This window comes from Frateuria sp. (assembly GCF_035695185.1).
In the GTDB taxonomy this organism is placed as follows: Bacteria; Pseudomonadota; Gammaproteobacteria; order Xanthomonadales; family Rhodanobacteraceae; genus Frateuria_A.
On sequence record NZ_DASSES010000111.1, the window covers coordinates 1 to 26,963 of the forward strand.

A 26,963-nucleotide genomic window follows, 5' to 3' on the forward strand; every position below is an offset into this window, starting at 1 on the left:
TGCGTGCCGTGGCCGAAGGTCAGCACCAGCAGGGTGGCCGGGCCGTACACCACGTAGCCGGCGGCCAGCTGCTGCGTGCCCGGCTGCAGGAAGTCCCCGACCTTCGGTTCGGTCACGCCATCGGGGCATCGCAGCACCGAGAAGATCGTGCCGACGGAGATGTTGACGTCGATGTTGGACGACCCGTCCAGCGGATCGAACAGCAGCAGGTGGTTGCCCTTCGGGTACATGTCCGGGATCGGCTGCGGGTCTTCCATCTCCTCCGAGGCGCAAGCGGCCAGGTGGCCGCCCCAGGCATTGGCCTCGAGCAGGATCTCGTTGGAGATCACGTCCAGCTTCTTCTGCGCCTCGCCCTGCACGTTCATGCTCAACGCCCCCGGGCTGCCGGCATTGCCCAGCACGCCGCCCAGCGCGCCCTTGCTGGTCGCCACCGCGATGCGCTTGCAGGCGCGCGTGACCACCTCGATCAACAGCGACAGCTCGGCGTTGATGTGGCCGGCGCGGCGTTCCTCGATCAGGAACTGGATCAGCGAGACAGGCTTCATGGCGGGTCCGTGGCGGAAGGGAGCGGGCATTTTACGGGGTGCGCGTGAATGGCGTTACGGCGCGCCATGGACCGGCGCCCCCGGCGTCAGCCGCGGGACGGCGGCGAACGGCCCTCGGGAAGTGGTCGGGCACCGCCCTCTACTGACATCACGCTGGCAGCAGCCCCCGCCCATCCTGTGCACCTTGCAACGGAGGCGAAGGCGATGCGCGACACGGTCTATTTCCTGGTGTTCGACGGATTTGCGGATTGGCAGGCGGCGCTGGCGCTGTGCGAGGTGCGCCGGCCAGGCGACTGGCAAGTGGCCACGGTAGGGTTTACCCGCGCACCGGTACGCTCGATGGGCGGCCTGGCGGTGCAGCCGGAGTTGAGCCTGGCCGAGCTGGATTTCGCGCGCGCGGCACTCACCATCGTGCCCGGCGGGCACCTGTGGCAACGCGGCGAGGGCGCCTCGGCGGTCGCCGCACTGCGCCAGCTGCATGGCGCGGGCTCGGTCGTGGCCGGCATCGACAGCGGCGTGCTGGCGCTGGCCCGGGCCGGCCTGCTCGACCGCTGCCGGCACACCGGCAACTGGGCCGGGCACATCGACACGCAGGTCCCCGGCTATGCCGGCAGCGCGCAGTACGACGCCTCGCTGCTCGCGGTCAGCGACGGCGGCACGATCACCGCCAGCCATCTGGGCAGCGTGGAGTTCGCGCGCGAGGTGATCCGCACGCTGGACCTCTACGGCGCGACCGACCGCGAGCACTGGTACCGCCTGTTCAAGCACGCCCAGCTGCCGCCGTGGTGCGTCGGCGAAGCGGCGGCGGCGTGAGGAGGGCGACCATGCATCCCATCCTGCATCGCCTCGCCGACGCCTATCGCCCGCTGGCCGGGCGCAACCGGCTGGTGGAAGGAGCGCATCCGCTGCCGCCGGCTCCCGGCGACCGGCTGCGCCGGCGGATGACCGTTCTGGCGCTGGTCGCCACGCTTTTCGGACGTCGGCCATGAGCACACACACTGTTTTCGAACTGCGCCAGTACACGCTGTGCCCCGGCCAGCGCGAGCGGCTGGTGGAGCTGTTCGAGCGCGAGTTCGTCGAGCCACAGGAAGCGCTCGGCATGGGCCTGCCGGGTCAGTTCCGCGACCTCGACGATCCGGACCGCTTCATCTGGCTGCGCAGTTTCCCGGACATGGCCACGCGCGCCGCGGCGCTGGCCGCGTTCTACGACGGCCCGGTCTGGCGCGCCCACCGCGAGGCGGCCAACGCCACCATGCTCGATTCGGACGACGTGCTGTTGCTGCGGCCGACCCAGCCTTTCGCGCTGGGCCGCGTGCATCGCCCTTCGCCCGGCGAACGCGCGCCGGCGGGTCTGTTGAGCGCCACGATCTGCCCCGTGCCGCCCACCGAGATCGCGGCGCTGGCACGCAGCTTCGACACGCAGGTGCGGCCCGTGCTGGAGCGGCTCGGTGCGCCCGTGCTGGCGCAGTTCGTCACCGAGCCCGCGCGCAACACCTACCCGCGCCTGCCGGTGCGCGAGGGCGAGAGCGTATTCGTCTGGTTTGCCGCGTTCGCCGATGCGGCGACACAGGCGCGGGTTCAGGCCGCGGCGGCCGTCGATCCAGCCGCCAGCGCCTGGCTCCAGCGGCTGGACGCGGTACCCGAAACCCTGCGCCTGGCGCCCACGCCGCGCTCGCTGTTGCGCGGCACGCCGGCGTCCGCCACGCCCACCGGGGAGCACGCATGAACAAGGCCTACCACGGCAGTTGCCACTGCGGCGCCGTGCGCTTTACCGCCGATATCGACCTGTCCGCCGGCACCGGCCGCTGCAACTGCTCGATCTGCAGCAAGACGCGCCGCTGGGGTGTGATCGTCCGGCCGGACGCCTTCCGGCTGCTGGAAGGCGACGCGGCGCTGGCGGACTACCAGTTCGGCACGCACAGCATGCATTACCGCTTCTGCCGGCACTGCGGCATCCAGCCTTTCGGCACCGGCCATCTGGAACCACTGGGCGGCGACTTCGTCAGCGTCAACCTGGCCTGCCTTGACGATGCCAGCCCGCAGGAGATGGCCGAGGCACCGGTGCGCTATTTCGACGGTCGCCACGACAACTGGACGAACCCGCCGGCCGTGATCGGCTACCTCTAGGAGCGATCCCATGTTCGATCATCTGGGCCTGCCCGTTACCGAGCTGGAAGAAGCGCGCCGCTTCTACGAACAGGCGCTGGCACCGCTCGGCATCGCGGTGGTGAAGAGCTATCCGGACGCCGCGGGCCTGGCCGCCGGCCGGGGCCACCGGGGCGAGCAGGAACTCTGGCTGACCCGCGCCGACCACGCGCCGACGCCGCTGCACATCGCCTTCGCGGCCGCCGACCGCGCGCAGGTCGACGCCTTCCACCGCGCCGCGCTGGCGGCCGGTGCGCGCGACAACGGCGCGCCCGGCTTGCGCCCGCAGTACCACGACCACTACTACGGCGCCTTCGTGATCGGCCCGGACGGGCACAACCTCGAAGCGGTCTGCCACGAGGCCGAGGAGACGCAGGCATGAGTCCGCCCAGGGTCACTTTCTTCCATGCGCCGCAGTCACGCTCGCGCGGCACGCTGGCGTTGCTCGAGGAACTGGGCGTGGCGTACGACCTGCACCTGCTCGACCTCAAGGCGGGCACGCAACGCGATCCGGCCTATCTCGCGCTCAATCCGTTGGGCAAGGTGCCGGCGATCCGGCACGAGGGCGCGATGGTCACCGAGCAGCCGGCGGTGATGATGTACCTGGCCGACCTGTACCCGGAGCAGGGCCTGGCGCCCCCGATCGGCGATCCGCTGCGCGGGCCGTACCTGCGCTGGATGGTGTTCTACGGCGCGTGCTTCGAGCCGGCGCTGGTCGACCACTCGATGCAGCGTGAGCCGGCCCCGCATGCGACCTCGCCCTACGGCACCTGGCAGGAGGTGCTGGATGCCATCGTCACCCAGCTCACCCCCGGACCCTGGCTGCTCGGCGAGCGCTTCAGCGCCGCCGATGTGCTGTGGGGCACGGCGCTGCACTGGACCACCATGTTCAAGCTGGTACCCGAGCTGCCGCCGCTGCGTGCGTACATCGACCGCGTGCGTGCGCGCCCCGCGATGCAGCGGGCCGAGGCCAGGGATGCGCAGTTCCTCGCCAGCCAGAGCTGAGCGGCGGCGGCCGGTGGCGCACTGGCCCGCGCGCCGGGCCTCGGCGATCATGCGCGCATGCGCCGCGCCGACCGCCTGTTCCTCATCATCCACGCCCTGCGCGGGCGCCGCACCGCGCTGCAGGCGCGCGCGCTTGCCGAGACGCTGGGCGTCTCGCTGCGCACCGTCTACCGCGACGTGGCCGACCTGCAGCTCTCCGGCGTGCCGATCGAGGGCGAAGCGGGCGTGGGCTACGTGCTGCGCAAGGGCGCGGACATCCCGCCGCTGATGTTCACCGCCGAGGAACTCGAATCGCTGGTGGTCGGCACGCGCTTCGTGCGCGCCTTCGCCGGGGAGCGCCTGGCCGAGGGCGCGCAGGCGGCGCTGATGAAGATCGAGGCGGTGTTGCCGCCGGAGCTGCGTGAGCGCGCCGCGCGCACGCGTATCTACGCGCCGGTATGGCGTGACGAATACAGCACCGCCTTCGCCGCGCGGATCGATCGCCTGCATGCGGCGATCGAGGCGCAGCTGGTGCTGCGGCTGGTCTACCGCGACGAGGCGGGGCAGGCCAGCACGCGCGACGTCGAGCCGCTGTGCCTGGCGTTCTGGGGCGGCAAGTGGACGCTCGGCAGCTGGTGCCGCCTGCGCGGCGCGTTCCGGAATTTCCGCCCCGACCGCATCGACCGGCTCGACGAGACGGGCGAGCGCTTCGCCACCGGCGAGGGACGCAACCTGGACGCCTACCTGGACGCCATGCGCGGCTACTACGCCGGCCTCTAGCCGGGGCGCAGGCAGCACATCCGTGGGCGATGGCGGGCCATGCCGGTCGCGCGTCCAACGAAGCCGATGCCATGGCAGGCCAGGCGGGCACTCCATGGCCCCCGCATCTTTGCGATGATCACCGCTCCCCTCGCAAGGAGCCTCCGATGAACCACCTGCTGGGCGGCCTGCTGGCCGCGGGCCTGATGCTTGCCCCGGCCGTGCATGCCAACGACGCCGACGACGCCTTCAAGGCGATCTACACCCACGAATGGGCCTGGCGCACCGGGCAGGGCGACGTCAGTGCCTCGGGCGAGACGCAACCGGACGACGGCCGGCTGGACAACGTCGACGCGGCCAGCCAGCAGCGGCGCCTGGAGCGATGGCAGCGCGTGCTGGCCCGGCTCGACGCGCTGGACCCGGCCCAGCTCTCGCCGGCCAACCAGGTCAACTACGCCATCTACCACGCGCAGATCGCCAACCTGCTCGCCGACCAGCGCTTCAGGACCTGGCAGATGCCGTTCAACAGCGACTCGGCGTTCTGGAGCGACATCGGCTATCAGCTGGACGGCGAGCACCTGCGCACGGGCGCCGACTACCGCCGCTATCTCGACCGGCTGGCGCAGATCCCCGCGTACTTCGACCAGCAGATCGCCAACATGCGGCTGGGCCTGGCGCGCGGCTTTTCGGTGCCGCGCGCGGTGCTGGACGGGCGCGACGTTTCGATCGCGGCCGTGGCGGACCTGAAGGACCCCACCGCCAGCAGCTTCTACGAGCCATTCAAGCACATGCCCGACGCGATCCCCGCCGAGCAGGCGCAGGCACTGCAGGGCGAGGCGCTGCGGCGCATCCGCGACGAGGTCATTCCGGCCTACGGCAAGCTGCTGGCCTTCTTCCGCCGGACCTACGTGCCGCACGCGCGTACCACGCTGGCGGCCGAGGCATTGCCGGACGGCAAGGCGTTCTACCGCCAGCAGATCCGCGAATACACCACGCTGGACCTGGATCCCGACACGATCCACCGGATCGGGCTGGAGCAGGTGGCGAAGATCCATGCGCAGATGCTCCAGACCATGAAGGACAGCGGCTTCAAGGGCGACTTCCCCGCGTTCCTCGACTTCCTGCGCACCGACCCGCAGTTCTACGCCAAGACCCCGCAGGAACTGCTGCGCCGGACCGCCTGGGTCGCCAAGCAGGTGGACGGCCAGCTGGGCCGCTTCTTCGGCCATCTGCCGCGCGCGCGCTTCGCCATCGTGCCGGTGCCGGCCGACATCGCGCCGTACTACACCTCCGGCCGTGGCGGCGCGGACGCCTACCTGGTCAACACCTACGACCTGCCGTCGCGCCCGCTGTTCAACATGCCGGCGCTGACCCTGCACGAGTCCTACCCCGGGCATGCATTGCAGCTGGAGCTGGCCGCCGAGCAGAAGGGCCAGCCCGCGTTCCGGCGTGAGGGCTACATCTCCGCCTTCGGCGAGGGTTGGGGGTTGTACTCGGAGTACCTGGGCAACGAGATGGGCATCTACCAGACGCCCTACCAGCGCTTCGGCTACCTCACCTACCAGATGTGGCGCGCCTGCCGGCTGGTGGTCGACACCGGCATCCACCACCTGGGCTGGACCCGCAGCCAGGCGATCGACTACCTGACGCAGAACACCGCGCTGTCGGCGCGCGAGATCGCCAACGAGGTGGACCGCTACATCAGCTGGCCGGGACAGGCGCTGTCCTATGAGCTGGGCTACCTGAAGATCCGCCAGCTGCGCGGCAAGGCCGAGCACGCGCTGGGCAGCAAGTTCGACCTGCGCCACTTCCACGACACCGTGCTGCAGCTGGGGTCGGTGCCGCTGCCGGTGCTGGAGCAGCGCATCGACCGGTTCATCGCCGAGGGTGGCCCGGCACCGGACTACGGCTGCGACTGCAAATGACGGGTGGTGGCGGGAGCGTTCCTGTTGCGACCGGGGCGACGGCGGTCGCACAGAGGTCCGCGCCAGCGGTGTGCCCGCGTTGCGACGCACTGCACATTTGAAGTAAAATGCCTTCGAACTCCAAAAGGAGAGTCACGCATGCTGGCCCATCCACGCCCCGAACAGGCCCCCGCAGGCGACCTTGGCGGCCCCGCGCTGCGCTCCTTCTTCCGCCTGGCCGAGCACTGGAAACTGCGCATCGCCGAACAACGCCGCCTGCTCGGCGACCCCGCCGAGTCGACCTTCTTCAAGTGGAAGCGCGACCAGCAGGGCAACCCCGGTCGCGACGTGATCGAACGCATCAGCTACCTGCTGGGGATCTGGAAATCGCTGCAGATCCTGTTCCCCGACCCGGCCCAGGCCGACGCCTGGCTGCGCAAGCCCAACCAGGCGCCGCTGTTCGGCGGCCATTCGGCGCTCGAGCGCATGCTCTCGGGCAACGTCGGCGACCTCTACGTGGTGCGCCAATACCTGGATGCACAACGCGGCTGAGCCCCGCACGGAGACGCCGGTCGCGCCCGGCGAGATCTCCGGCTGCCATGCTTGGCTCCTCCCCGCGCAAGCCGCGGTGGACGCACACCCAGGAGCCTGCATGCCTGCCGACCTGCCACCGCTGAGACGCATCCGCTGGAGCCATGCGTACCGCATCGTGCCCAGCCGCTTCCCGCCGGTGGGCGTGTTCGACCGCATCGCCGACCCGGCCGACCTGGATGCGCTGTTCGCGATCGAGGCGATGACCAACCCGCGCCTGCGCGAGGAAGTCGGCGCCCTGAAGCTGGTGCCGCCGGAGCGGCGCATCGGTGGACCCGGCAGCACGCCGGTGATGGCCGCCTTCACCCATCTCAACCCGGAAGGCAGCCGTTTCTCCGACGGCAGCTGGGGCGTGTTCTATGCAGCGCACAGCGTGGCCACGGCGGTGGAGGAAACGGTCTACCACCGCGAGCGGTTCCTCGCCGCGACCGCGGAGCCGCCCTGCGAGATCGAGATGCGCTGCTACCGCACCAGTATCGACTGCAAGCTGCACGACCTGCGCGGCGGCTGGCCGGCCGCCCACGACCCGGACGACTATGCGGCCAGCGTGGCGCTGGCCCGCGCGTTGCGCGCGGCCGGCTCCAACGGGATCGTCTACGACAGCGCCCGGCACGCCGGCGGCGAGTGCGTGGCGGCGTTCTACCCGGACGTGGTGGCAGCCTGCGTGCAGGCACAGCACTTCATCTACCGCTGGGACGGCACGCGCATCGCGCAGGTGCTGCAGGTGAGCGAGCTCAAGCGCCCCTAGGCCGTACTCGAGCCCGCCCACGCGGCATTGATCGGCGGTGGCCCAGGATGGCCCCTGGTTTCGGTGCGGAAGTGGCATGTTCGACCCGGGCAGCTCCCCCTCCGGCGGCGACGCCGGTGAATTTCTCGAATGGCAAAGCGAGATCGCCGCGTTCGCGGCGGTCGACCGGCTGCAGCCGCCACCGGCCGACGCGGTGCTGTTCGTCGGCAGCTCCTCGATCCGCCTGTGGCACACGCTGGCGGCCGATTTCCCCAGGCTGCCCACGATCAACCGCGGCTTCGGCGGGTCGGAAATCGCCGACAGCGTGTTCTTCGCCGAGCAGCTGATCGGTCCCTACCGGCCGCGGGCCATCGTGATGTATGCCGGTGGCAACGACCTGGCGGACGGCAAGGCACCCGAGCAGGTGCGCGATGCCTTCGGCGCCTTCGTCACCCAGGCCCGCCGCTGGGCGGGGCCGGTGCCGCTGGCCTACCTGTCGATCAAGCCCAACCTGTCGAGGCGCCGCCAGTTGCCGCAGATCCGCGCGGCCAACCGCCTGATCCGCGCCTGCGCGGAGGCGCGCGGCGTGGATTACCTGGACGTCCACACGCCGATGCTCGGCGCCGACGGCGAGGCCGACCCGCGCTGGTTCGACGACGACGGGCTGCACCTCAATGCCGACGGCTATGCGCTGTGGACCGGCGTGGTGCGCAGCTGGCTCGCGCAGCGGGGCCTGTCGTAGGAGTGCAGCCGTGCCGACCGCCCTGGCGTCGCGGCACGGCTGCACCCGGCCGGTCGTCTCAGGTGTCGGCGTCGGTGGCAAAGCCCTCATGGCTGCCGTGATGGAACACCCGGTCGGTGGCGTCCAGCACGTCCGCGGCGGCATGCGGCGTCTTCCCGCGCAGGCGCGCGTAGATCGGCGTGAAGTCCGGCAAGGTCGCCTCGAACAGCCGCTCGAAGCTGTCGATCACGAAATAGGTCTGCTGGTAGGTATCGATCCGGTAGCGCGTGTTCATCACCCGCTCGAGGTCGAAACCGATGCGGTTGGGCGCGGCCGAGTCCAGGCTGTAGACCGACTCGCCCTTGGAGCTGACGATGCCGGCGCCGTAGATGCGCATCCCCTCGGGCGTGTCGATCAGTCCGAACTCCACCGTGTACCAGTACAGGCGGGTGAGGTTCATCAGCGCCTCGGGGCCGATCGCGTGCGCCTTCATGCCGCCGCGGCCGTAGGCCTGCATGTAGTCGGCGAAGACCGGATTGAGCAGCAGCGGCACGTGGCCGAACAGGTCGTGGAACAGGTCCGGCTCGGACAGGTAGTCGAGCTGGTCGGGCTTGCGGATCCACCAGCTCACCGGGAAGCGACGGTTGGCCAGGTGGTCGAAGAACACCTCGTCCGGCAACAGCCCCTCGACCGCGACCAGCTCCCACCCGGTGGTCTTGCCGAGTACCCGGTTGAGGTCGGCGAACTTCGGGATGCCGCCGTCGCCCAGGCCGAACCTGGCCACGCCATCGAGGAATTCCTGGCAGGCGCGCCCCGGCAGCATCTCGCACTGGCGCTTGAACAGCGTGTCCCATACCTCGTGGTCGGTCCGCGTGTAGCTGGACCAGGGCTGCTCGACCACACCGGTGGCGTAGACCGGCACGTAGCCGCGGTCGGTCTGCTGGTGTTCGACTTTGCGGGGCGTGGCGGTTTCCATGGGGGACTCCGGGTTCGGCACTTTCAAGGCTCAAGAATACGCCGCGCTGGCCGCATGAGGGTTGCGTTTGTTGTGAGAACCCTGTGAGCAGGCGCATCATCCTTGCGCCGAATGGCTAAAACGCGGAGCAAGCCCCCATGTCCAAGCTCGATCGCACCGACCTGCGCCTGCTCGGCGTGTTGCAGGGGGAAGGGCGCATCACCAACGCCGAACTGGCCGAGCGGGTGAGCCTGTCGCCCTCGGCCTGCCTGCGCCGGCTGCAGCGCCTGGAGGCGGAGGGCATCGTCACCGGCTATGCCGCGCAGGTCGACCCGCAGGCGGTGGGGCTGGGCCTGCAGGCGTTCGTGCGCGTGCAACTGGCACGGCACGAGGCCGACGCGATCGAACGCTTCGTCGAGAAAGTCGAGGGCTGGGAGGAAGTGGTCGCCTGCCACGCGCTGACCGGCGACATGGATTACCTGCTGCACGTGTACGTGGCCGACCTGCCGCATTTCTCGCGCTTCCTGCTGGACCGGTTGCTCAACGGCGCCGGCGTGGCCGATGCCAACTCCAGCTTCGTGCTGCGCACGGTCAAGCGCTCGCCTTCGTTGCCGCTGGGGCAGCTGGAGACCTGAGACCGCCGGGGACTCCAGCCCGCCGCCGCCCCGGCGGGTGAAGCCCGGCCCAGGCGGTCCACGCTGCCGCGATGCGCGGCAGTGGCGACGAAAACGCTAAACTAACCGGCTCATGGATACCGCCTCGACCCCCGCCCCCGATCCCTGGCGACCCGTGCGCTACCTGTGGCGGGTGCCGCTGCTGCTGCTGCATATCCTGCTCGGCATCCTGCTGTGTGCGCTGATCCTGAGCTGGAACCGGCACCGGGTGATGGTCCATGGCCGCGAGCCGTTCGCGCACCGCATGATTCGCTGGTGGTCGACCGTGCTGATGCGCATCTTCGGCTTGCGTTCGGTGCGCATCGGCAAGCCGCTGCCCGACCCGGTGCTGTTCGTCGCCAACCACACCTCGTTGATCGACATCGAGCTGCTGCACAGCCAGCGCGCCGCCTGCTTCGTGGCCAAGGCGGAGATCGCGGGCTGGCCGCTGGTCGGCTGGCTGGCCGCCAATGGCGGCACCATCTTCCACCGGCGCGGCAGCAACCACTCGCTGGCGGCGGTGATGCAGGCGATGGTCGAGCGCCTGCGCGGCGGTCGCTCGGTGGCGGTGTTCCCCGAGGGCGGCACCGGCCACAACGGCGTGCTGAAGGTATTCCACGCGCGGATCTTCCAGGCCGCGCTCGATGCGCAGGTGCCGGTGCAGCCGGTGGCGCTGCGATTCGCGCGCAACGGCAGGCGGGTGATCGACGCCGGCTTCCGCGAGGGCGAGCACTTCATGGGCAACTTGCTGCGCATGCTCGGCGAGGCGCCGCTGGATGCCGAGGTGCACTTCCTGACCCCGGTGCCGGCGATGCCCGACGCGCGCCGGCGCATGGCCGAGCTGTCGCGCGAGCGCATCGGCTCGGCGCTGGACGACGCGCACGCATGAACACCCTGCCGCGCGGAAAGGATTTCCGTCCCCCCTGGCCGCTGACCAGCGGCCACCTGCAGACCATGCTGTCCTCCAGCGGCGTGCGGCGCCGGTTGCTGCCGCACAGCGCGCGCGAGGTGCTCACGGGTGCCGAGCCGGTGCTGGTCGACGGAGGCGAGGGCGTGCGCCTGACCGGCGCATTCACCGCACAGCGCACGGGCGGTGAGTCGCGCGGCCTGGCGGTGCTGTTCCACGGCTGGGAAGGCAGCGTCGATTCCACCTACGTGCTGCAGACCGGCAGCCGCCTGCTGCGCGACGGTTGGGACGTGTTCCGGCTCAATTTCCGCGACCACGGCGAAAGCCACCACCTCAACGAGGCGTTGTTCCATTCCTGCCGCATCGACGAGGTGGTGCATGCGCTCGGGGACATCGTGCGCCGCTGGCCGCGGCCGGTGACCGCGCTGGCGGGCTTCTCGCTGGGTGGCAACTTCGCGCTGCGTGCGGCGCTGCGCGCCCCGGCCGCGGGCATCCCGCTCGACTACGCGCTCGCGGTGTGCCCGATCATCGATCCGGGCGAAGGCCTGTTCTCGCTCGAACAGAGCGCGCCGTGGTTCTACCAGGCGTATTTCATGCGCAAGTGGCGGCAGTCGCTGAAAGCCAAGCAGCAGGCCTTCCCGCAGCGCCAGTACTTCGAGCTGGCGGAACTGAAGCAGAGCCTGCGCGGGTTGACCGAGGCGCTGGTACTCAGGCACACCGACTTCGGTTCGCTGGAGGCCTACCTGGACGGCTATTCGGTGGCGCGCGACGCGCTCGCCGGCATGGCCATCCCGGCCACCATCCTCACCGCGCGCGACGACCCGGTGATCCCGGTCGGTGCGTTCGAGCAGTTGCAGCTGCCGCCAGGCATCGAGCTGGACATCGCCGAGTACGGCGGGCACTGCGGCTTCATCCGCGGCGCCGACATGGTCAGCTTCACCGACGACTACATCGCCGCGCGTTTCGACGCCATCGCCATGGCCACCGTATCCCCGTAGGCGGCCTCCGCGGCTGCCGTCACCTCGCTGCGCCAGGCGTGGTGGAGGAGGCCTGCTTCGCGAACAGCCGCGACAGGTCGGCGAACGCCTTGAACTCCAGCGCGTTGCCGCACGGGTCGAGCAGGAACATGGTGGCCTGCTCGCCCGGCTGGCCGCGGAAACGGATATGCGGCTCGATGACGAAGCGCGTGCCGGCCGCGCGCAGCCGGTCGGCCAGCGCCTGCCATTCGGGCATCGGCAGGACCAGCCCGAAATGGCGCACCGGCACGGCGTCGCCGTCCACCTCGTGGGCGCTGGCCGGGCGCGCTTCCTCCGGCGCCAGGTGCGCCACGATCTGGTGGCCGTGGAAATCGAAGTCGACCCAGTCCTCGCTGGAGCGGCCTTCCGGGCAGCCGAGCAGCCCGCCGTAGAAGGCGCGCGCCTTGGCTAGCGAGGTGACCGGGAAGGCGAGGTGGAAGGGCGGCAGGCTGGCCATGCAGGCGTTCTCGGGGAGAGGAAGGGCCACCCAGCATGGGCGGTGCGGCGCGAACGATCAACGGCTCGCCGTTCACGCCGCCAGCGCCGGGCGTCCGCGATGCTGGCCACCCGACCAGGCGCCCGTGACCGCATGCCTGCAATGCACCCACCCGCACGCGGGACCCGCGCATGAGCCTGACGCCCGTCCTCGCCGCCGGCCTGGGCGGCGCCGCCGGTGCCGCCGCCACCGCGCTGGGCACCGTGCCGGCGCTGTTCGCCCGGGAGCTCGACCAGCGCACGCAGGACACCATGTTCGGCTTCGGGGCCGGGGTGATGCTCGCGGCCAGCGCGTTCTCGCTGGCACTGCCGGGCATTCACGAGGCGCAGCGCCAGGGGCAGGGCCCGTGGGCCGCCGGCGCGCTGGTCGGCGTGGCGATCCTGCTCGGCGCCGCGGCGCTGGTCCTGCTCGAGCGCGTGCTGCCGCACGAGCACTTCATCAAGGGACCGGAGGGGCATTCCTCGCTGCGGCTCAAGCGCGCCTGGCTGTTCGTCTTCGCCATCTGCCTGCACAACCTGCCGGAAGGCCTGGCGATCGGCGTGGGCTTCGGGCCGGGGATCGCGCACGGCGTGGCGCTGGCCACCGGGATCGCGATCCAGGACCTGCCCGAAGGGCTGGTGGTGGCGGTCGCGCTGATGGCGGCCGGCTACGGCCGGCGCTGGGCGGTGTCGGTGGGCATGGCCTCGGGGCTGATCGAACCGATCGGCGCGCTGGTCGGTGCCGGCGTGGTGATCGACTACCCGATGTCGCTGCCGGTCGGCCTGGGCTTCGCGGCCGGGGCGATGCTGTTCGTGGTCAGCCACGAGATCATCCCCGAGTCGCACCGGCAGGGGCACGAGCACTTCGCCACCGGCGGGCTGATGGTGGGGTTCGTGCTGATGATGCTGCTGGACACCGCGTTCGGCTGAGCGCGGTGGTCGTGCCAGCCCACCGGATCGCGGTGGACTGGCACCCTGGTTTTCAGGCTAGTGGCGGGTGCCTTGCGACCGGCTTCCGCTGCGGCCCAGCTCGGCGCCGGTCTCGGGATTGATCGACGGGTCGGAGCGGGTGCGCTGGGCCATCTGCATCAGCAACTCGCGCTGCTGGTCGCTCATCGATACTTCCGGCAGGCCGCTGCCGCCGCCCATCGCCAGCATCTTTTCCTGGTCGCTGACGAACTGGAAGTTCTCGTCGCTGTTCCACGGCCCGCGCATGTCACCCTCGCCCTGCGACGTATTGACGTAGGTGTTGGCGAACTCGGGCATGCCGGCCAGCTTGCCGGGCGGGAAGTTCGGCTGGATCGCATAGAGCGCCTTCTCGAACGACTGCTGGTGGGCGATCTCGCGGGTCATCAGGAAGCCGAGCGCCTCGCGCACGCCGGCGTCGGCGGTGAGGTTGATCAGCCGCTCGTAGACGATCTTGGCGCGCGCCTCGGCAGCGATGTTCGAGCGCAGGTCCGCGGTGGGCTCGCCGATCGAGTCGATGTAGCCGGCGTTCCAGAGCTGGCCGCCGGAGTTGGTCAAGGCGGGACCGCCACCGTAGAGCACCTGGGTGACGTGCGAATCGTTGCCGGCACCCTGCAGCTCGCGGAACATCTGCGCCTGCTCCTCGACGCCTTCGGCGAGCTTGCCCTTGGCGCCCTTGTTGAGCATGCCGACGATGGTGCCGATCACCTCCAGGTGGCTGAGTTCCTCGGTGGCGATGTCCAGCAGCATGTCCTTGCGGCCGGCATCGTCCTCGGCCAGTGCCTGGGTGAAGTAGCGCATCGCCGCGGCGAGTTCGCCTTGCGGGCCGCCGAACTGCTCGAGCATGAGATTGGCCAGCGCGGGATTGCATTCGGCAACCCGCACCGTGTACTGCAGGCGTTTGTTGTGAGCGAACATGATGGGTCCTTGTGTCGTCTGCGGAAGGGAGACGACCGGCAGGGGCACCGGCCGCGAGGGTTCCCCGGGGCCGCAAGAACCGTGCCCCGGGCTGCATCGCGGGTTGCGGGGCGCCCCACGCGTCAGGGGCCGCAAGATTTGCTCGCGGCTGCAACATTTGCAGCGAGGGGCCCGCTTTGCTCCCTCTCTTCTCCGGGAGAAGGCCGGGATGAGGGGCCGGGGCTCGCAGAGGGTACGCACGAGCCGCGCCCGTTGCCGCGATGTCGCTGGAGCGGCCCCTCACCCAAACCCCCTCTCCGGAAGGAAGAGGGGCGTTGGGGTGCGCTCAGTCCGCCGGGACGCAGCGTTCGCGCGCCCATTGGCGCAACGCCTGCACCGGCTCGCGCATCAGCACCGACAGCGGCCGGGTCTGCTCCAGCGCGCGGCATAGCGCAGCCTGGTCCGGTGGCGCGCCACTGCCGGCGGTGTCGTACAGCGCGCTGACGATGGCCTGTTCGATCTCCGCGCCGGAGAAACCGTCGCTGGCGGCGGCGAGGGCAGGCAGGTCGAACGCCGCCGGATCGAGCCTGCGGCGTTCCAGGTGCAGCGCGAACACCGCCGCGCGCGCCGCGCGGGAGGGCAGGTCGACGAAGAAGATCTCGTCGAAGCGGCCCTTGCGCAGCAGCTCGGCCGGCAGCTGGTCGACCGCGTTGGCGGTGGCGACGACGAACACCTTGGCCTTGCGTTCGGCCATCCAGGTGAGCAGGTAGCCGAGCACGCGGCGCGAGACGCCGCCGTCCTCGCCACCGCCGCCGGCCAGGCCCTTCTCGATCTCGTCGATCCACAGCACGCAGGGCGCCAGCAATTCCACGCTGGCCAGCGCCTCGCGCAGGTTCTTTTCGGTCTCGCCCTGGTACTTGTCGTACAACGTGCCGAAGTCCAGCCGCACCAGCGGTACGCCGAAACCGCCGGCGGTGGCCTTGGCCGCCAGGCTCTTGCCGCAGCCCTGTACGCCCAGCAACAGTACGCCTCTGGGCGGATCGAGCGCCGGCTGCGGATCCAGGAACACCGCTCGGCGGCGCGTGATCCAGGCGTTGAGCCGGCTCACCCCGGCGACGTCGGCAAAACTCGCGGTGGCGTACTCGTAGTGCAGCAGCCCGGAACGGTTGAGCAGTTCGAACTTCGAACGCATCAGCTCCGGGATGTCGGCCGCACCCAGCGCGCCATCGTTGTAGATCAGCTTGCGCACGATGCGCCTGGCGTCGGGCGCCGACAGGCCGACCAGGTTGCGCACCAGCGTGCGCGCCGCCTCGCCGTCGACCTCCAGGCGGCGGCCCTGCTCACGCTGCCAGGCGGCCGCCTCGCCGCGCAGGATGCCGGCCAGTTCCTTCAGGTCCGGCAGCGCCAGCGGCACGCGCGTGGCCAGGGCTTCGAGCTCCTCGGGCAATGCGATCTTCGCGCCGACCAGTACCAGGGTGTGTGCCGCGCTCCTCTGCCGCTGCACGATTTCGCGCATCTGGCGCAGGCTCATGGCGTAGCGCAGGAACGGGTGGAAATCGAACAACAGGTAGACGCCGCGCTCGGCGGCGGCGCGAATGGCATCGAGCGTGGCGCCGGCGTCCGGCGCCACCGGGTCGCCCGGCTGCGCGAAGTCCAGCCGGCCCAGGCCCTCGGTCAGCGTCCAGCGCCACAGCGGTCGCAGCGACCGGGCGATGACGTGGCGGAAGCACTCGATCACCCGCTGTTCGTCGACGGTCTCGATCACCAGCAACGGCGTGGCCGCGCGGACCAGGGTGGCCAGGTCGTCCAGTTCGCTCATGCATCCCCCTCGTGATGCGCGTACGGTAGCAGCAGCGGCCTCGTCCTTCCCGGCTTCACGGCTCCGGCGCTACGCTGGCGGTTCCGCCGCAAGGAGAGCCGTCATGCGACTGCCGTTCGTCCTGCTGCTCGCATTGTCCGCCGCGCCCGCCTGGGCCGCGCCGTCAGTGGACAGGCTGATCCTGCCCAGGGGCTTCCACATCGCCGTCTACTCCGATCAGGTGCCGCAGGCGCGCGAGCTGGCCCTGGGCGCGAAGGGCACCGTGTTCGTCGGCTCGATGGACGCCGGCAAGGTCTATGCACTGACCGATGCCGACCACGATGGCCGCGCGGAGAAGGTGCGCGTGGTCGCCAGCGGCCTGCAGCTGCCGGTCGGCGTCGCCTTCCACCAGGGCGACCTGTACGTGTCGGCGGTCAGCCGCATCCTGGTGCTGCGCGACATCGAGGACCACCTGGACGACCCGCCCAAGCCCGAACTGGTCTACGGCAAGTTCCCGACCGAGACGCACCACGGCTGGAAGTTCATCGCCTTCGGCCCGGACGACAAGCTGTACGTGCCGATCGGCGCGCCGTGCAATCTGTGCGACAGGGACAAGGCCTACGCCAAGCTGACCCGCATGAATCCGGACGGCACCGGCCTCACCGACGTCGCCTACGGGATCCGCAACACGGTCGGCTTCGACTGGCAGCCGTCCACCGGCAAGTTGTGGTTCACCGACAACGGCCGTGACCTGCTCGGCGACGACGTGCCCAGCGACGAGCTCGATCGCCTCGACCACGTCGGCCAGCATTTCGGCTATCCGTACTGCCACCAGGGCGACATCGTCGACCCGGAATTCGGCAAGGGCCATACCTGCAGGGACTACGCGCCGCCGGTGCTCAAGCTGGGCGCGCACGTGGCCTCGCTGGGCCTGCGCTTCTACACCGGCAAGCAGTTTCCCGCGCGCTACCACGGCGCCATCTTCGTCGCCGAACACGGCTCGTGGAACCGCACGAAGAAGTCCGGCTACCGCGTCATGGCCGTGCGGCTGGACGGCGGCAAGGTCGCGTCCTACGAGCCCTTCATCACCGGGTTCGAGCAGAACGAGCAGGCGTGGGGCCGTCCGGTGGACGTGCAACCCTTGCCTGACGGCAGCCTGCTGGTGAGCGATGACACGGCCGGGGCGGTGTATCGCGTGACCTACGGGCGCTGACGCCTTGCGCCCGCTCCCGGCCAGGGAGGGGCGCCACCCTTGGACGCCGAAGGAGAAACCCATGCAACTTCGCAGCAACGATTTCCAGGACGGCCAGCCGATCCCGCGCGAGTGCGCGTTCGGCAAGCCGGGCGACCCGATCGCCTTGTCCGACAACCGCAATCCGCACCTGGCCTGGCGCGATGCGCCACCGGGTACGCGGTCGTTCGTGCTGACCTGCATCGATGGCGACGCGCCCAGCCGCGGCGACGACGTCAACCAGGAAGGCCGCACGGTCAGCCGCGAGCTGCCGCGCACCGACTTTGTGCACTGGCTGATGGCCGACATCCCAGCCGAGTGCGGGGAGCTCGGCAACGGCGCGTGCTGCGACGGTGTCACGCCGCACGGCAAGCGCGCGCCGGCCGGCCCGCCCGGCAGCCATCAGGGCGAGAACGACTACAGCGGCTGGTTTGCCTCCGATCCGGACATGGCCGGGACCTTCCTCGGCTACGACGGCCCGTGCCCGCCCTGGAACGATGCGCGCGTGCATCGCTACCGCTTCGAACTGCACGCGCTGGACGTTCCCAGCCTCGGCCTTGCGCCCGGCTTCGGGCTCGACCAGCTGCGCCAGGCGATGGACGGCCACGTGCTGGCCACCGCCACGCTGACCGGTACCTACGCGATCAACCCGGACGCGAAGTGAATGGAGGGCGCACTGGCACGCGCCTCTTCACATGCAGATGGCAGCCCCTGTGGATGAATGGCCTGCGTCGGGCCCGCCAGGCCGGCCCCGCGAAAGGGGATCGTCTCTCACCCATGAGGAAGCCGTCATGCTGCATTACGCCATCGTCTTTCTGGTCATCGCCATCATTGCCGCCATTCTCGGTTTCGGCGGCATCGCCGGCGCGGCCGCGGGCATCGCGAAGATCCTGTTCGTCATCTTCCTGATTCTGGCGATCATCGCCTTCTTCCGTCGCGCCAGCTGAGGCGGCGGAGCCGTCACCATCCACCGGGAGAACGCCATGACCAATCCGATCCAGAGCTCCTCCACCCCGCGCGACCCCGGCCTGAATCCCGCGGCGCCCAACCCGGCCATGGCCGACCCGCACGCGACCGAGCCGCTGGACACCGCGAAGGCGCATTCGCGTATCGACCAGGGCGCCGAACGCGTCAAGCAGGCCACTACCGAGGCCGTGACCCGGACCAAGCAGGCGGTCAACGCCACCGCCGACCGGGTCGAGGCGGGCGTCCATCACGCGACCGACCGGACCGCCGATGCCGCCCACCGTGCCAGCGACAAGGCCGCGGACCTGAGCGAGCGTGGCCGCCAGCTGCGTGACGACACCATGGACAAGGCCGACGCCTGGATGGCGCAGGCGCGCGACTACGTGCGCGAGAAGCCGATGCAGTCGATTGCCATCGCCGTGGGCGCCGGCTGGCTGCTGGGCCGGATCCTGCGCCGCTGACCCGACGCCGACGAGTGCCAGGGATGCCAGAGGCCGAACATGTGACCACCGACGACGGCGCCGCCCCGGCGGCGCCGCCGTCCGGCGTGCTTGCCGAACTGGCCGGGCTGGGCCGCGCCATCAAGGAGCTGTTCGGCGCGCAGCTGGAGCTGCTCTCGGCCGAGGTCGGGCTGGCGCGCAGCGCGCTCTCATGGATGCTGCTGGCGGGGCTGGCCGCGACCGTGGCCGGCGTGGGCCTCGGGCTGACCCTGCTGGCGCTGGTCGGCGTGCTGCTGGCCAAGTGGTTCGCCTCCTGGGTCTGGGCGCTGGTCGCCCTGGCCGTGCTGCAACTGGTGTTCATGCTGGCGGCCATCCTGTTTTTCAGGCGCTGCATGCACTGGATGAGCCTTCCTGCCACGCGCACCGAGTGGGGTGCGATGATGCGCGAAACGCGGGCACGGGCCCGCCGGCTGGAACGGGAGGACGCGGCATGAGCATGTTCGGCGAGCACGCGCGGGTACGCGACGCGCAGCGGCGGATGCGCGAGGCGCGCCATGCGGTGGCGCTGCCGGCCTCGGCACTGCTGGCGCGGGGCGAGCGGCATCCGTTCGTGGTCCTGGGTGCCGCCGCCGCGGGCGGCTTCCTGCTCGGGCGTTCCGACGCCAAGCCGCTGCACCTGCCCGGCATGGGCCATCTGATCGGGACGCTGATGAGCGAGGCCACCACCATCGGCGCCAGCTTCCTGGCCGCGCACACCGCCGCGCAGAGCGCCGCCGAGGACGCATGAACGGCCCCGACCCGACGACCGCGCCGGCTGCGGTCGACGCGGCGGCGAGTGTGCGGTCGCCGGTCGCCGGCTCGCCGCAGCTGCGCTTCGCGCGCAGCCTGCGCCGGCACCTGCTGGCGGTGCGGGTGGTACTCAACGCGCTGCTGGTGCTCGCGCTGCTGTACACCGTCACGGTCGCCCGCGTACTGCTGATTCCCCTGGTGCTGGCCGCGTTCATCGGGCTGGCACTCAATCCGATCGTGGCGTCCGGGGCGCGCCACCGGCTGCCGCGCTGGTTCACCGCCAGCGTGCTGGTGCTCGCCCTGCTGACCGGCCTGGGCGCGGGCGTCGGCGCGCTGGCGCAGCCGGCGCTGGGCTGGTTCCACGGCGCACCGGCGGCGATCCGCAGCTTCGTGCCCAAGCTGCGCAGCGTCACCAAGCCGCTGGAGGCGGCCAACCGCGCCACCCAGTCGCTGGTCGGCGGCCCGCTGCGCGCGGCGCCGTCGCAACCGTCGACCATGGCGATCTCCGCCTGGGACGTGGTGTCGACCGCACCCAAGGTGCTGGCCGCGGTGCTGACCGTGGTGCTGCTGGTGTTCTTCTTCCTGGTCTACGGCGATTCGCTGCTGCGACGGCTGGTCGAGATCTCGCCCGGGTTCGCGTACAAGCGGCACGCGGTGGAGATCGTGCGCAGCATCCAGATCGAGGTGTCGCGCTACCTGCTCACCGCGCTGCTGATCAACGCCAGTCTCGGCGCACTGACTACGCTGATGCTGTGGCTGTACCACATGCCCGATCCGCTGCTGTGGGGCGCGGTGGCGATGACCGCCAACTTCATTCCCTACGTCGGCGCGATCACCACCACGATCGTGCTGGGGTTGGTCGGCATGATCCACTCGCACGACCTCGGCACCGCGCTGCTGCCGGCGCTGACCTTCGCCGGCATGACTGCGATCGAGGGCAACCTGATCACGCCGATGATCCAGGGCCACCGGATGCGTTTATCACCCATCGCGATCCTGATCTGGCTGCTGGTGTGGGGCTGGCTGTGGGGCATCCCCGGTGCGCTGCTGGCGGTGCCGATGCTCACCAGCGCCAAGCTGATCACCGAACGCGTGCGCGGCTGGGGCTGGTTCGCGGTGATGGTGCAGCGCTGAGCCGGCATCACCCGGTCCGGTGCCGTGCCGCTGCAGCCACGGCTGCAGCGAGAAGCGACGGATGCCCGATTGGCCGGTGACGTAGACCGTGTGCCCGTCGGGCGCGAGGTGGGCGCCCCAGGGCCGGTCACGGTTGATCGCCTCGCCCAGGTCGATCGGGCGGCTCCAGCGGCCGCCTTCGCGGAAGGCCAGGCAGAGGCGGCCGAGGCCGCCCTCGACCTTGCCGTAGTCGAACACGATGAACGATTCGTCCGGCGCCACGGCCGGGTCGTGCGTCGAGACCTGCGGATCGCCCAGGCCGGCCCGCTCGGGCGCGACGTAGCGGCCCCCGCGGTAGCGCGAGCGCCAGGTGTGCATGACCCGGGCCTTCGGATCGAAGCGCATGAAATAGAGCGTACCGTCGGCAGCCAGGCTGGCGAAGTCGATGAATGCGTCGTCATTGATCACCGGCCCGAGCCAGACCGGTTCGCCCCAGCCGTCGCCCCGGCGATCGACCCGCCAGAGGTTGGAGCCGGGCGCGCGGCCGCCGGCGAAGTAGTCCTGCACCAGCGGCTGCCCGCCCGGCCGTACCGGTCGATCGGAATCGAACAGCAGGTAGCTGCCGTCCGGCGCCACCAGCGGATCCTGGTCGAACCAGTGGCCGGAAAACCCCGCGACCCGCGGCGCCGTCCAATGGCCGCCGACGCGATGCGACACCAGGATGGTCTTGTGCGTGCCTTCGCTGCGATCGAAGAACACGGTGGCGCCGTCCGGGGTGAAGGCCAGCGTGTCGTCGCTGTCGGCATGCAGGATGCCGCCCAGCGTGACCGGCCGCGGCGTGGCGCCAGCCGGCGTCCCGGCCTGCGCGGCGGCGGCGAAGAGCAATGCGGCGGCCAGGCAGATGCCGGCGGCGCGGGCGGTGACGGCGGCAGGCATCAGCGCGCGGCCTCGCGGGGAGTGGCGTTGAGCAGGATGTACTGGCGCTCGACGCCTTCGATGCGGCCAAGCTGCGTCGAGCTGAGCACGACCGGCCGTACGCTCATCAACTCATCGCTGATCAAGATACCGTCGCGGAAAGTGGCGCGCCCGAGCCAGTGCGCGCGCCCGGCCTGCCGTGTCACCACATAGGAGCGGTCGCCGCGGGTCAGCGTCAGTTGTGGCGCATCGCCCAGCCAGGGTCCGTTGCCGCTGCCCTCGCGTTCCAGCGACACGGTATGGCTGGCCGGATCGACGGCCAGCACGGTCACCGTCTGCCGGCCGGCCGGGCCGAGCTCCCACGGCGCGTCGATCGCCACCGTCCAGCGCTGGCCCACCCGCAGGGTGGCCGGCGGCCGCCCCCACAGCCGCGGGTTGTAGGCCAGTCCGCTGGCGTCGGTGTTGGGCACGCACTTGCCGTCGAAGCAGCTGGTCGCGCCGCCGTCGGGCAAGGCCACCGCGCCGCCGCCGGCCGGCCGCCCGTCGTAGTGGTAGTCGATGCGCAGCTGCGGCGGGTGCGCGGCGAGGTCGATCACCCGATAGGTGGCGGTGCCGCTGATGCGGCGCACGGCCTCGTCGAAACCGGGCACCTGGATAGCGATGGTGCGCGAGAACACGTTGCCGAAGCTGTCGCCGGCACGCAGCGCCGGCGTCAGCGCCGCGGCGGTGGGCGTGGTGGCGCCGCCCGTGGCGGGCAGCGCCAGGAGCGCCAGCAACGCCGGCAGGAAGCGGGTCCGGTGGATGGGGCCAGCGTGGTTCACGGCGCGATCCCGTGCGCACGCAGCACGCCGGCGATGTCCACGCGCCAGAGGTTGCGCGAGCCGTTGAGCGGTCCTGACAGGCGCTGCTGCAGCGAGCGGGCGTCATCGCGCGGCTTCGGGAAAGCCACGGCCGGCTGCCGGTTGCTCGAGACGTACAGTTCGCCGAACCGGCGGCCCAGCGTGGGCGCGTTCTCCAGCGCCTCGCTGTTGACCTCGCCGCCCAGGTGCTCGGGCCTGCCCCAGCGGCCGTCGGGCTGGCGGAAGGCGATGTAGATGTCGGCACGGCCCAGCGCATCGCCCTCGTCGCCGGCGAACAGCAGGAAGCGTTGCCGTGGATCGATGGCCGGGTCCATGCGGTTGTGCGCAAGATCGCCCAGCGCGACGCGCTCGGGCGCGGCATAGCCGTGCGCGGTGCGCCTCGCCACGTAGATCTGGTAGGCCTTGCCGGAGTCGACGCGGTGCGCGGAGAAGTAGATGTCGCCGTTGGCGGCCACCGATGGGTTGTAGATCTGCGCGCCGTCGTTGAGCGCGCCCTCGACGTGCACCGGCGCGCTCCAGCGGCCGTCGGCCTGGCGCTCGACGTACCAGAGGTTGGTGCCGGCGAACCGGTGGCCGGCCACCTCGGCCACCAGCGGGGCGCCGCCTGGTCGCAGCGGACGGTTGGACACGAAGTACAGCCGTCGGCCGTCCGGCGAGAAGGTCGGTTCGGAGTCGTGCCAGCGGCCGGAGAACGTGGCCACCTGCGGCGTGGACCAGCGGCCGTCGCGGCGCTGTGCGTAGACGATGGTGTCGTCCTTCTCGGACAAATCCGAGCGCAGGAAATAGACGGTGTCGCCGTCCGGCGCGAACGCCGCGGTAGTCTCCTGCAGGCCGGTGGAGATCACACCGGGGCCGAGCAGTGCGGCGGCGGGCGCCGCGCGCACCATCCACGGCAGGGCCGACACCGCCGCGACGCAGGCGGCAAGGGCGATGAGCTTTCGAGCGGACATGGAGGCTCCTTGCGTGGATCAGCCGGCGGACTGTCGGTGTGCGCGGTGCGCGGCCAGCCACGGCGCCAGCGAGAGGCGCCAGATGTGGTTGTTGCCGTTGTCCCACGCACGCATGCGCGCGAGGTCCGCGCGGGCCTGCGCCGGCGTGCGCGGGTAGCCCGCCGGCGACGTGTGGTTGCTGGTGAAGTACAGCGTCTTGCCGTCGGGACCGAGGTGCGAGCCCCACGGATCGTAGCGGTCCACCGCCTCGCCGAGGTCGAGCGGGGGGCTCCAGCCCTCGCCGTCGCGGAAGGCGATGTACAGATGGTCGGGCAGGTCCTTGCCGGCGTAGTTGGCGTCGAACACCAGGAACGAGCCGTCCGGCGCGATCGCCGGATCGAGCTCGTGCGCGCGCCGATCGCCCAGCGCCAGCCGCTGCGGCGGCTGGTAGCGACCGTCGCGCCAGGCGGTCCGATAGAGGTGGAACTCGTGTTCGGGCTCGTCGCGCCGCTGGTAGATGACGTCGCCGTTGGCCGCCACGCTGGGTGCGTAGATGGCCGGGCCGTCGTTGACCGTATCGGGCAGGCGCACCGGCGCGCCCCAGCCCGCGCCGTGGCGGTCGACCCGCCACAGGTGGCCGCCGTGCAGCGGCGCGCCGCCGGCGCGGTCGGGCCGGTTCGAGGTGAACACCAGGAACGTACCGTCCGGCGCCATCGCCGGGTCGTGGTCGAGCCACTGGCCGGAGAAGGACGCGATCCGCGGGGTCGACCAGCCGGTGGCGGTGCGGTGCGCCTCCATGATGAAGCCGCTGCGACCGGCCTGCTGGTCGAAGTAGACGGTGGCGCCATCGGGCGCGAAGGTCAGGCAGTCCACGCCCGCCGGGCCGGAGATCGTGCCGGGTGCGAAGATCTCCGGTTGCGCGGTGTCCGCCGCGCGGGCGGCACCGGCGAGCGCGAGCGTCAGGGCCAGGGCGATGCGGTATCGGGTCATGCGGCCGTCCTTGCGGAAAAGGCCGTCAGCCTCGCGCGCCGGGCGCGCGCGGGGCCTTGGATTTGTGACGAGCGGTCGCGACCGCGGGCCGGGCGGCACCTGCGACGAGCCCGGGGGAGGGGGTGAAACGCTCGCGACACCGTTCGTCCCGAGCGCAGGCCGCAGGGGGCGGACTCCAGGGACGATGTCCCGGCTGCGGCGGGGTCCCTCGATGCCGCTCCGCTGCGCTCGGGGTGAGCGGGGCTTGCCCTCAGCTCATCCCCAGCGCCCGCCACGCATGCGCGCGGAAGCGTCGGCTGAGGTCCAGCCGGGTGCCGTCGTGCAGCACCACCTCGGCGCTGCCCTTGAACAAGGGGTGCACCTCGCGGATGCGCTCCACGTTCACCAGCGTGCCGCGGTGGATGCGCAGGAAGCGCGCCGGATCGAGCGTGGCGAGCAGGTGCGCCAGTGTCTCGCGGTGCAGGTAGGCCTGCTTGCCGACGTGGATGTGCACGTAGTTGCCGTCCGCTTCGATCCAGTCGATGGCCTCGGTGGCGATGACCCGGATGTGCTCGTCCACGCGCACGCTGATCCGCTGCAGCGGCTGCGTCGCCGGGGGCAACGCCGGCCCCCGCGCGCGGGCGCGCAGGCCGTGCCAGTGCTCGCGCACCCGCGCGAGCGCCTGGTCGAAGCGGGCCTGGTCGATCGGCTTGAGCACGTAGTCGAGCGCGTGCGCGTCGAACGCACGCAATGCGTGCTGGCCGTAAGCGGTGGCGAACACCACCATCGGTAGCGTGTCGGGCGCGAGCTGGTGCAACAGCTTGAAGCCGTCCATGCCGGGCATGCGGATGTCCAGGAACATCAGGTCCGGCGAGAGCGCCTCGACTGCCTGCAGCGCCTCGGCGGCATGCCCGCACTCGCCCACGACCTCGAAGTCCGCGTGCGCCGCCAGCGCCTGGCGCAGCGCGAGCCGCGCCAGCACCTCGTCGTCGACCAGCAGCGTGCGGATCGGTGGGCCGTTCATGCCACGTGCTCGCGGAAGGGCAGGCGCAGTTCCACCCGCGTGCCGCCATCGGCCTTGCTTTCCAGGGCCAGGCTGGCCGAGGCGCCGAACAGCACGCGCAGGCGCGCGCGCGTGTTGCCCAGGCCCAGCCCTTCGGCCGGCCCGCCCGCCGGCAGCCCCAGGCCGTCGTCGTCCACGCGCAGGTGCAGCGCATCGCCGTCGCGGCGGCTGGCCACGTGCAGGCGGCCGGGTTCGGCCTTGGCGAGCAGCCCGTGACGCAGCGCGTTCTCCACCAGCGGTTGCAGGATCATGCTCGGCACGGCGGCGTGCAGGGTGTCGGCGTCCACGTCCAGCTGCGTGCTCAGGCGATCCTGGAACCGCACCTGCTGGATCGCCAGGTAGCAGCGCAGGAACTCGATCTCGCGCGACAGCGGCACTTCGACCGCGTGGTATTCCTCCAGCGTCAGGCGCAGCAGGTCGCTCAGCCGCGCGATCATCAGCCGCGCCTGGATCGGGTTGGCCAGCGCCAGCGCGGAAATGGCGTTCAAGGTGTTGAACAGGAAATGCGGCTGCAGCTGCATGCGCAGCGCCTGCAGCTGCGACTGCGCGAGCTGGCCTTCCAGCTGCGCGCTGCGCAGGCGCTCGTCGCGCAGGCGACGGCGCGAATCCATGCCGAGCAGCACCACCAGCACGATCCAGTAGGTGAGCACGGCCAGGTGGTAGCTGTAGGCGAATTCCATGCGCACGTACTGGCCGAGCGTGTGCACCGGCATGCGGCCGGGACCGCACAGCAACCAGAACACGACCAGGTGCACCAGCAGCTGCGCCAGCGCCACGCCCAGGCTGGCCGGCACGTGCACGGCGACGAAGCGCCGCCAGCCCGCGCCGGCGCCGCGGCGGCCCAGCCAGCCCACCAGCGGCACCAGCGCCATCCACAGCCAGAAGTTGGCCAGGTTCCACGCCAGCGCGCGTCCCCATGCCGGCGGGTAGCCTTCGCTGATCGAGGACAGGCCGCCGCTCAGCGCATAGGACAGCGCCAGCAGCGTCCAGCCGGCGAACGCCAGCGCAGGGCGTTGCCATGGCGCAGCGGAGACAGCGGCGGGTCCCGCGTGTTCATGGACGGCTTCCATCGCGGCACTCCCGCCAGGACCAGGCCTGCGAGTGTGCCGCCTGCCACCGGCCTGCGGAAGGTGCCTCATGGCCTGTGCGGGTGGCGATCGAGCCAGTCGGCGAGGGCGAAACGATGGATACGCTTGTCGGCGCCGCTGTAGTACAGCGTGGTCCGGTCCGGGCTCAGCCGCGACTCGGTGCCCGACGGCCCCAGCGGCACCGGCGTGCTCCAGCCGCCGCCGGCGCGGGCGAAGGCGATGAAGATCGCACTGCTCGTATCGGTCGAAGGCGGCCGGTCGGAGCTGAACACGATGAAGGACTGGTCCGGCGCGACCGCCGGGTCGTAGTCGGCCAGCCGCCCGGTGCTGAAGGGCAGCGCGCGCGGCGCCTGATAGCGGTGATCGGCGAACCGGCTGAGATAGAGCCGGAAGTGGCGGGTCTGCGGGTCCGGCTGCATGAAATACACGCTGCCGTCCGCCGCCACCGCGGGCGCGTACACCGACGTGCCGGCGTTGACCATGTCGGGCAGCCGCTGCGGTGCGCCCCAGCCGTGCGCGGTGCGTGCCACCCGCCACAGGGTGCCACCGCGACCGGGC

Annotated in this window: 31 protein-coding genes and 2 pseudogenes; 22 read left to right on the forward strand and 11 right to left on the reverse strand. The window is 70.9% G+C overall.

Annotation, left to right across the window (positions count from 1 at the left end; genetic code table 11):
• A pseudogene (locus tag VFH59_RS09055) lies at positions 1-545 on the reverse strand (fructose-bisphosphatase class I); the annotation flags it as partial.
• 204 nt (positions 546-749) lie between these two features.
• Here VFH59_RS09055 and VFH59_RS09060 point away from each other — a divergent pair.
• From VFH59_RS09060 to VFH59_RS09110, 11 genes are all read left to right on the forward strand, one after another.
• Positions 750-1,358, forward strand: a complete 609-nt coding sequence (locus VFH59_RS09060) for a DJ-1/PfpI family protein (RefSeq protein WP_325164562.1) — start codon at positions 750-752, stop codon at positions 1,356-1,358.
• Positions 1,359-1,369: 11 nt separating this feature from the next.
• Positions 1,370-1,534: a hypothetical protein gene (locus VFH59_RS09065; protein WP_325164563.1), complete on the forward strand. Its 165-nt coding sequence runs from the start codon at positions 1,370-1,372 to the stop codon at positions 1,532-1,534.
• Positions 1,531-2,271 (forward strand): NIPSNAP family protein, encoded by a 741-nt coding sequence (locus VFH59_RS09070; RefSeq protein ID WP_325164564.1) that lies wholly within the window; start codon positions 1,531-1,533, stop codon positions 2,269-2,271. The genes VFH59_RS09065 and VFH59_RS09070 overlap by 4 nt, the downstream gene beginning before the upstream one ends.
• Complete coding sequence (locus VFH59_RS09075; protein ID WP_325164565.1) at positions 2,268-2,672, forward strand: GFA family protein; 405 nt, start codon at positions 2,268-2,270, stop codon at positions 2,670-2,672. Before VFH59_RS09070 ends, VFH59_RS09075 begins: the two co-directional genes overlap by 4 nt.
• A 10-nt stretch (positions 2,673-2,682) precedes the next feature.
• Positions 2,683-3,072, forward strand: a complete 390-nt coding sequence (locus VFH59_RS09080) for a VOC family protein (protein ID WP_325164566.1) — start codon at positions 2,683-2,685, stop codon at positions 3,070-3,072.
• The gene (locus tag VFH59_RS09085) at positions 3,069-3,695 is read left to right on the forward strand and encodes a glutathione S-transferase family protein (RefSeq protein ID WP_325164567.1); all 627 of its coding nucleotides are present in this window, start codon (positions 3,069-3,071) and stop codon (positions 3,693-3,695) included. Before VFH59_RS09080 ends, VFH59_RS09085 begins: the two co-directional genes overlap by 4 nt.
• Positions 3,696-3,752: 57 nt before the next feature.
• Positions 3,753-4,454, forward strand: a complete 702-nt coding sequence (locus VFH59_RS09090; RefSeq protein WP_325164568.1) for a YafY family protein — start codon at positions 3,753-3,755, stop codon at positions 4,452-4,454.
• 185 nt (positions 4,455-4,639) lie between these two features.
• On the forward strand, positions 4,640-6,358 hold the full coding sequence (locus VFH59_RS09095; RefSeq protein ID WP_325164592.1) for a DUF885 domain-containing protein: 1,719 nt from the start codon (positions 4,640-4,642) through the stop codon (positions 6,356-6,358).
• Positions 6,359-6,496: 138 nt separating this feature from the next.
• Entirely contained in the window at positions 6,497-6,889 is a 393-nt protein-coding gene (locus VFH59_RS09100; protein WP_325164569.1) for an MbcA/ParS/Xre antitoxin family protein, read from the forward strand.
• Between the two features lie 100 nt (positions 6,890-6,989).
• Complete coding sequence (locus tag VFH59_RS09105) at positions 6,990-7,676, forward strand: RES family NAD+ phosphorylase (RefSeq protein ID WP_325164570.1); 687 nt, start codon at positions 6,990-6,992, stop codon at positions 7,674-7,676.
• A 76-nt stretch (positions 7,677-7,752) separates the two neighbouring features.
• Positions 7,753-8,397: a GDSL-type esterase/lipase family protein gene (locus VFH59_RS09110; protein WP_325164571.1), complete on the forward strand. Its 645-nt coding sequence runs from the start codon at positions 7,753-7,755 to the stop codon at positions 8,395-8,397.
• A 58-nt stretch (positions 8,398-8,455) separates the two neighbouring features.
• On the opposite strand, the gene phhA is transcribed toward VFH59_RS09110, so the two are convergent.
• Complete coding sequence (gene phhA, locus VFH59_RS09115; protein WP_325164572.1) at positions 8,456-9,352, reverse strand: phenylalanine 4-monooxygenase; 897 nt, start codon at positions 9,350-9,352, stop codon at positions 8,456-8,458.
• A gap of 137 nt (positions 9,353-9,489) precedes the next feature.
• On the opposite strand from phhA, the gene VFH59_RS09120 reads away from it, so the two are divergent.
• The 3 genes from VFH59_RS09120 (at position 9,490) to VFH59_RS09130 (ending at position 11,889) form a co-directional block, all read left to right on the forward strand.
• Positions 9,490-9,966 carry an Lrp/AsnC family transcriptional regulator gene (locus tag VFH59_RS09120; RefSeq protein ID WP_325164573.1) on the forward strand — a complete coding sequence of 159 codons (477 nt, stop codon included), beginning with the start codon at positions 9,490-9,492 and terminating at the stop codon, positions 9,964-9,966.
• A 112-nt stretch (positions 9,967-10,078) separates the two neighbouring features.
• Positions 10,079-10,873: a lysophospholipid acyltransferase family protein gene (locus VFH59_RS09125; protein WP_325164574.1), complete on the forward strand. Its 795-nt coding sequence runs from the start codon at positions 10,079-10,081 to the stop codon at positions 10,871-10,873.
• On the forward strand, positions 10,870-11,889 hold the full coding sequence (locus VFH59_RS09130; RefSeq protein WP_325164575.1) for a YheT family hydrolase: 1,020 nt from the start codon (positions 10,870-10,872) through the stop codon (positions 11,887-11,889). The genes VFH59_RS09125 and VFH59_RS09130 overlap by 4 nt, the downstream gene beginning before the upstream one ends.
• 19 nt (positions 11,890-11,908) lie before the next feature.
• Here the strand turns inward: VFH59_RS09130 and VFH59_RS09135 are convergent, their stop codons facing one another.
• Entirely contained in the window at positions 11,909-12,364 is a 456-nt protein-coding gene (locus tag VFH59_RS09135; RefSeq protein ID WP_325164576.1) for a VOC family protein, read from the reverse strand.
• Between the two features lie 170 nt (positions 12,365-12,534).
• Here VFH59_RS09135 and VFH59_RS09140 point away from each other — a divergent pair, with 170 nt between their 5' ends.
• The gene (locus VFH59_RS09140) at positions 12,535-13,311 is read left to right on the forward strand and encodes a ZIP family metal transporter (RefSeq protein ID WP_325164577.1); all 777 of its coding nucleotides are present in this window, start codon (positions 12,535-12,537) and stop codon (positions 13,309-13,311) included.
• A gap of 57 nt (positions 13,312-13,368) precedes the next feature.
• Here VFH59_RS09140 and VFH59_RS09145 read toward each other — a convergent pair whose 3' ends face one another.
• Positions 13,369-14,265 carry a manganese catalase family protein gene (locus VFH59_RS09145; protein ID WP_325164578.1) on the reverse strand — a complete coding sequence of 299 codons (897 nt, stop codon included), beginning with the start codon at positions 14,263-14,265 and terminating at the stop codon, positions 13,369-13,371.
• Positions 14,266-14,590: 325 nt separating this feature from the next.
• Complete coding sequence (locus tag VFH59_RS09150; RefSeq protein ID WP_325164580.1) at positions 14,591-16,063, reverse strand: AAA family ATPase; 1,473 nt, start codon at positions 16,061-16,063, stop codon at positions 14,591-14,593.
• A gap of 103 nt (positions 16,064-16,166) precedes the next feature.
• On the opposite strand from VFH59_RS09150, the gene VFH59_RS09155 reads away from it, so the two are divergent.
• From VFH59_RS09155 to VFH59_RS09185, 7 genes are all read left to right on the forward strand, one after another.
• Complete coding sequence (locus VFH59_RS09155; protein WP_325164581.1) at positions 16,167-17,255, forward strand: PQQ-dependent sugar dehydrogenase; 1,089 nt, start codon at positions 16,167-16,169, stop codon at positions 17,253-17,255.
• A gap of 61 nt (positions 17,256-17,316) precedes the next feature.
• The gene (locus VFH59_RS09160) at positions 17,317-17,937 is read left to right on the forward strand and encodes a YbhB/YbcL family Raf kinase inhibitor-like protein (RefSeq protein ID WP_325164583.1); all 621 of its coding nucleotides are present in this window, start codon (positions 17,317-17,319) and stop codon (positions 17,935-17,937) included.
• A 127-nt stretch (positions 17,938-18,064) separates the two neighbouring features.
• Positions 18,065-18,220 carry a DUF1328 domain-containing protein gene (locus VFH59_RS09165; protein ID WP_091335435.1) on the forward strand — a complete coding sequence of 52 codons (156 nt, stop codon included), beginning with the start codon at positions 18,065-18,067 and terminating at the stop codon, positions 18,218-18,220.
• Positions 18,221-18,328: 108 nt separating this feature from the next.
• A complete protein-coding gene (locus VFH59_RS09170; protein WP_325164593.1) occupies positions 18,329-18,700 on the forward strand; it encodes a DUF883 family protein in 372 nt (123 codons plus the stop codon).
• Between the two features lie 23 nt (positions 18,701-18,723).
• Positions 18,724-19,173, forward strand: coding sequence for an ABC transporter ATP-binding protein (locus VFH59_RS09175; protein WP_325164584.1), 450 nt, complete (start codon positions 18,724-18,726; stop codon positions 19,171-19,173).
• The gene (locus VFH59_RS09180) at positions 19,170-19,466 is read left to right on the forward strand and encodes a hypothetical protein (RefSeq protein WP_325164585.1); all 297 of its coding nucleotides are present in this window, start codon (positions 19,170-19,172) and stop codon (positions 19,464-19,466) included. The genes VFH59_RS09175 and VFH59_RS09180 overlap by 4 nt, the downstream gene beginning before the upstream one ends.
• Positions 19,463-20,602, forward strand: coding sequence for an AI-2E family transporter (locus VFH59_RS09185; RefSeq protein WP_325164586.1), 1,140 nt, complete (start codon positions 19,463-19,465; stop codon positions 20,600-20,602). Before VFH59_RS09180 ends, VFH59_RS09185 begins: the two co-directional genes overlap by 4 nt.
• A 914-nt stretch (positions 20,603-21,516) precedes the next feature.
• Here VFH59_RS09185 and VFH59_RS09190 read toward each other — a convergent pair.
• From VFH59_RS09190 to VFH59_RS09215, 6 genes and pseudogenes are all read right to left on the reverse strand, one after another.
• Positions 21,517-22,317: a hypothetical protein gene (locus tag VFH59_RS09190; RefSeq protein WP_325164587.1), complete on the reverse strand. Its 801-nt coding sequence runs from the start codon at positions 22,315-22,317 to the stop codon at positions 21,517-21,519.
• Positions 22,314-23,306 (reverse strand): hypothetical protein, encoded by a 993-nt coding sequence (locus VFH59_RS09195; protein ID WP_325164588.1) that lies wholly within the window; start codon positions 23,304-23,306, stop codon positions 22,314-22,316. The genes VFH59_RS09190 and VFH59_RS09195 overlap by 4 nt, the downstream gene beginning before the upstream one ends.
• A gap of 18 nt (positions 23,307-23,324) precedes the next feature.
• On the reverse strand, positions 23,325-24,275 hold the full coding sequence (locus tag VFH59_RS09200; protein ID WP_325164589.1) for a hypothetical protein: 951 nt from the start codon (positions 24,273-24,275) through the stop codon (positions 23,325-23,327).
• A 250-nt stretch (positions 24,276-24,525) separates the two neighbouring features.
• Positions 24,526-25,278, reverse strand: a complete 753-nt coding sequence (locus VFH59_RS09205) for a LytR/AlgR family response regulator transcription factor (RefSeq protein ID WP_325164590.1) — start codon at positions 25,276-25,278, stop codon at positions 24,526-24,528.
• Positions 25,275-26,387, reverse strand: coding sequence for a sensor histidine kinase (locus tag VFH59_RS09210; RefSeq protein WP_325164591.1), 1,113 nt, complete (start codon positions 26,385-26,387; stop codon positions 25,275-25,277). The genes VFH59_RS09205 and VFH59_RS09210 overlap by 4 nt, the downstream gene beginning before the upstream one ends.
• A 65-nt stretch (positions 26,388-26,452) precedes the next feature.
• A pseudogene (locus VFH59_RS09215) lies at positions 26,453-26,963 on the reverse strand (hypothetical protein); the annotation flags it as partial.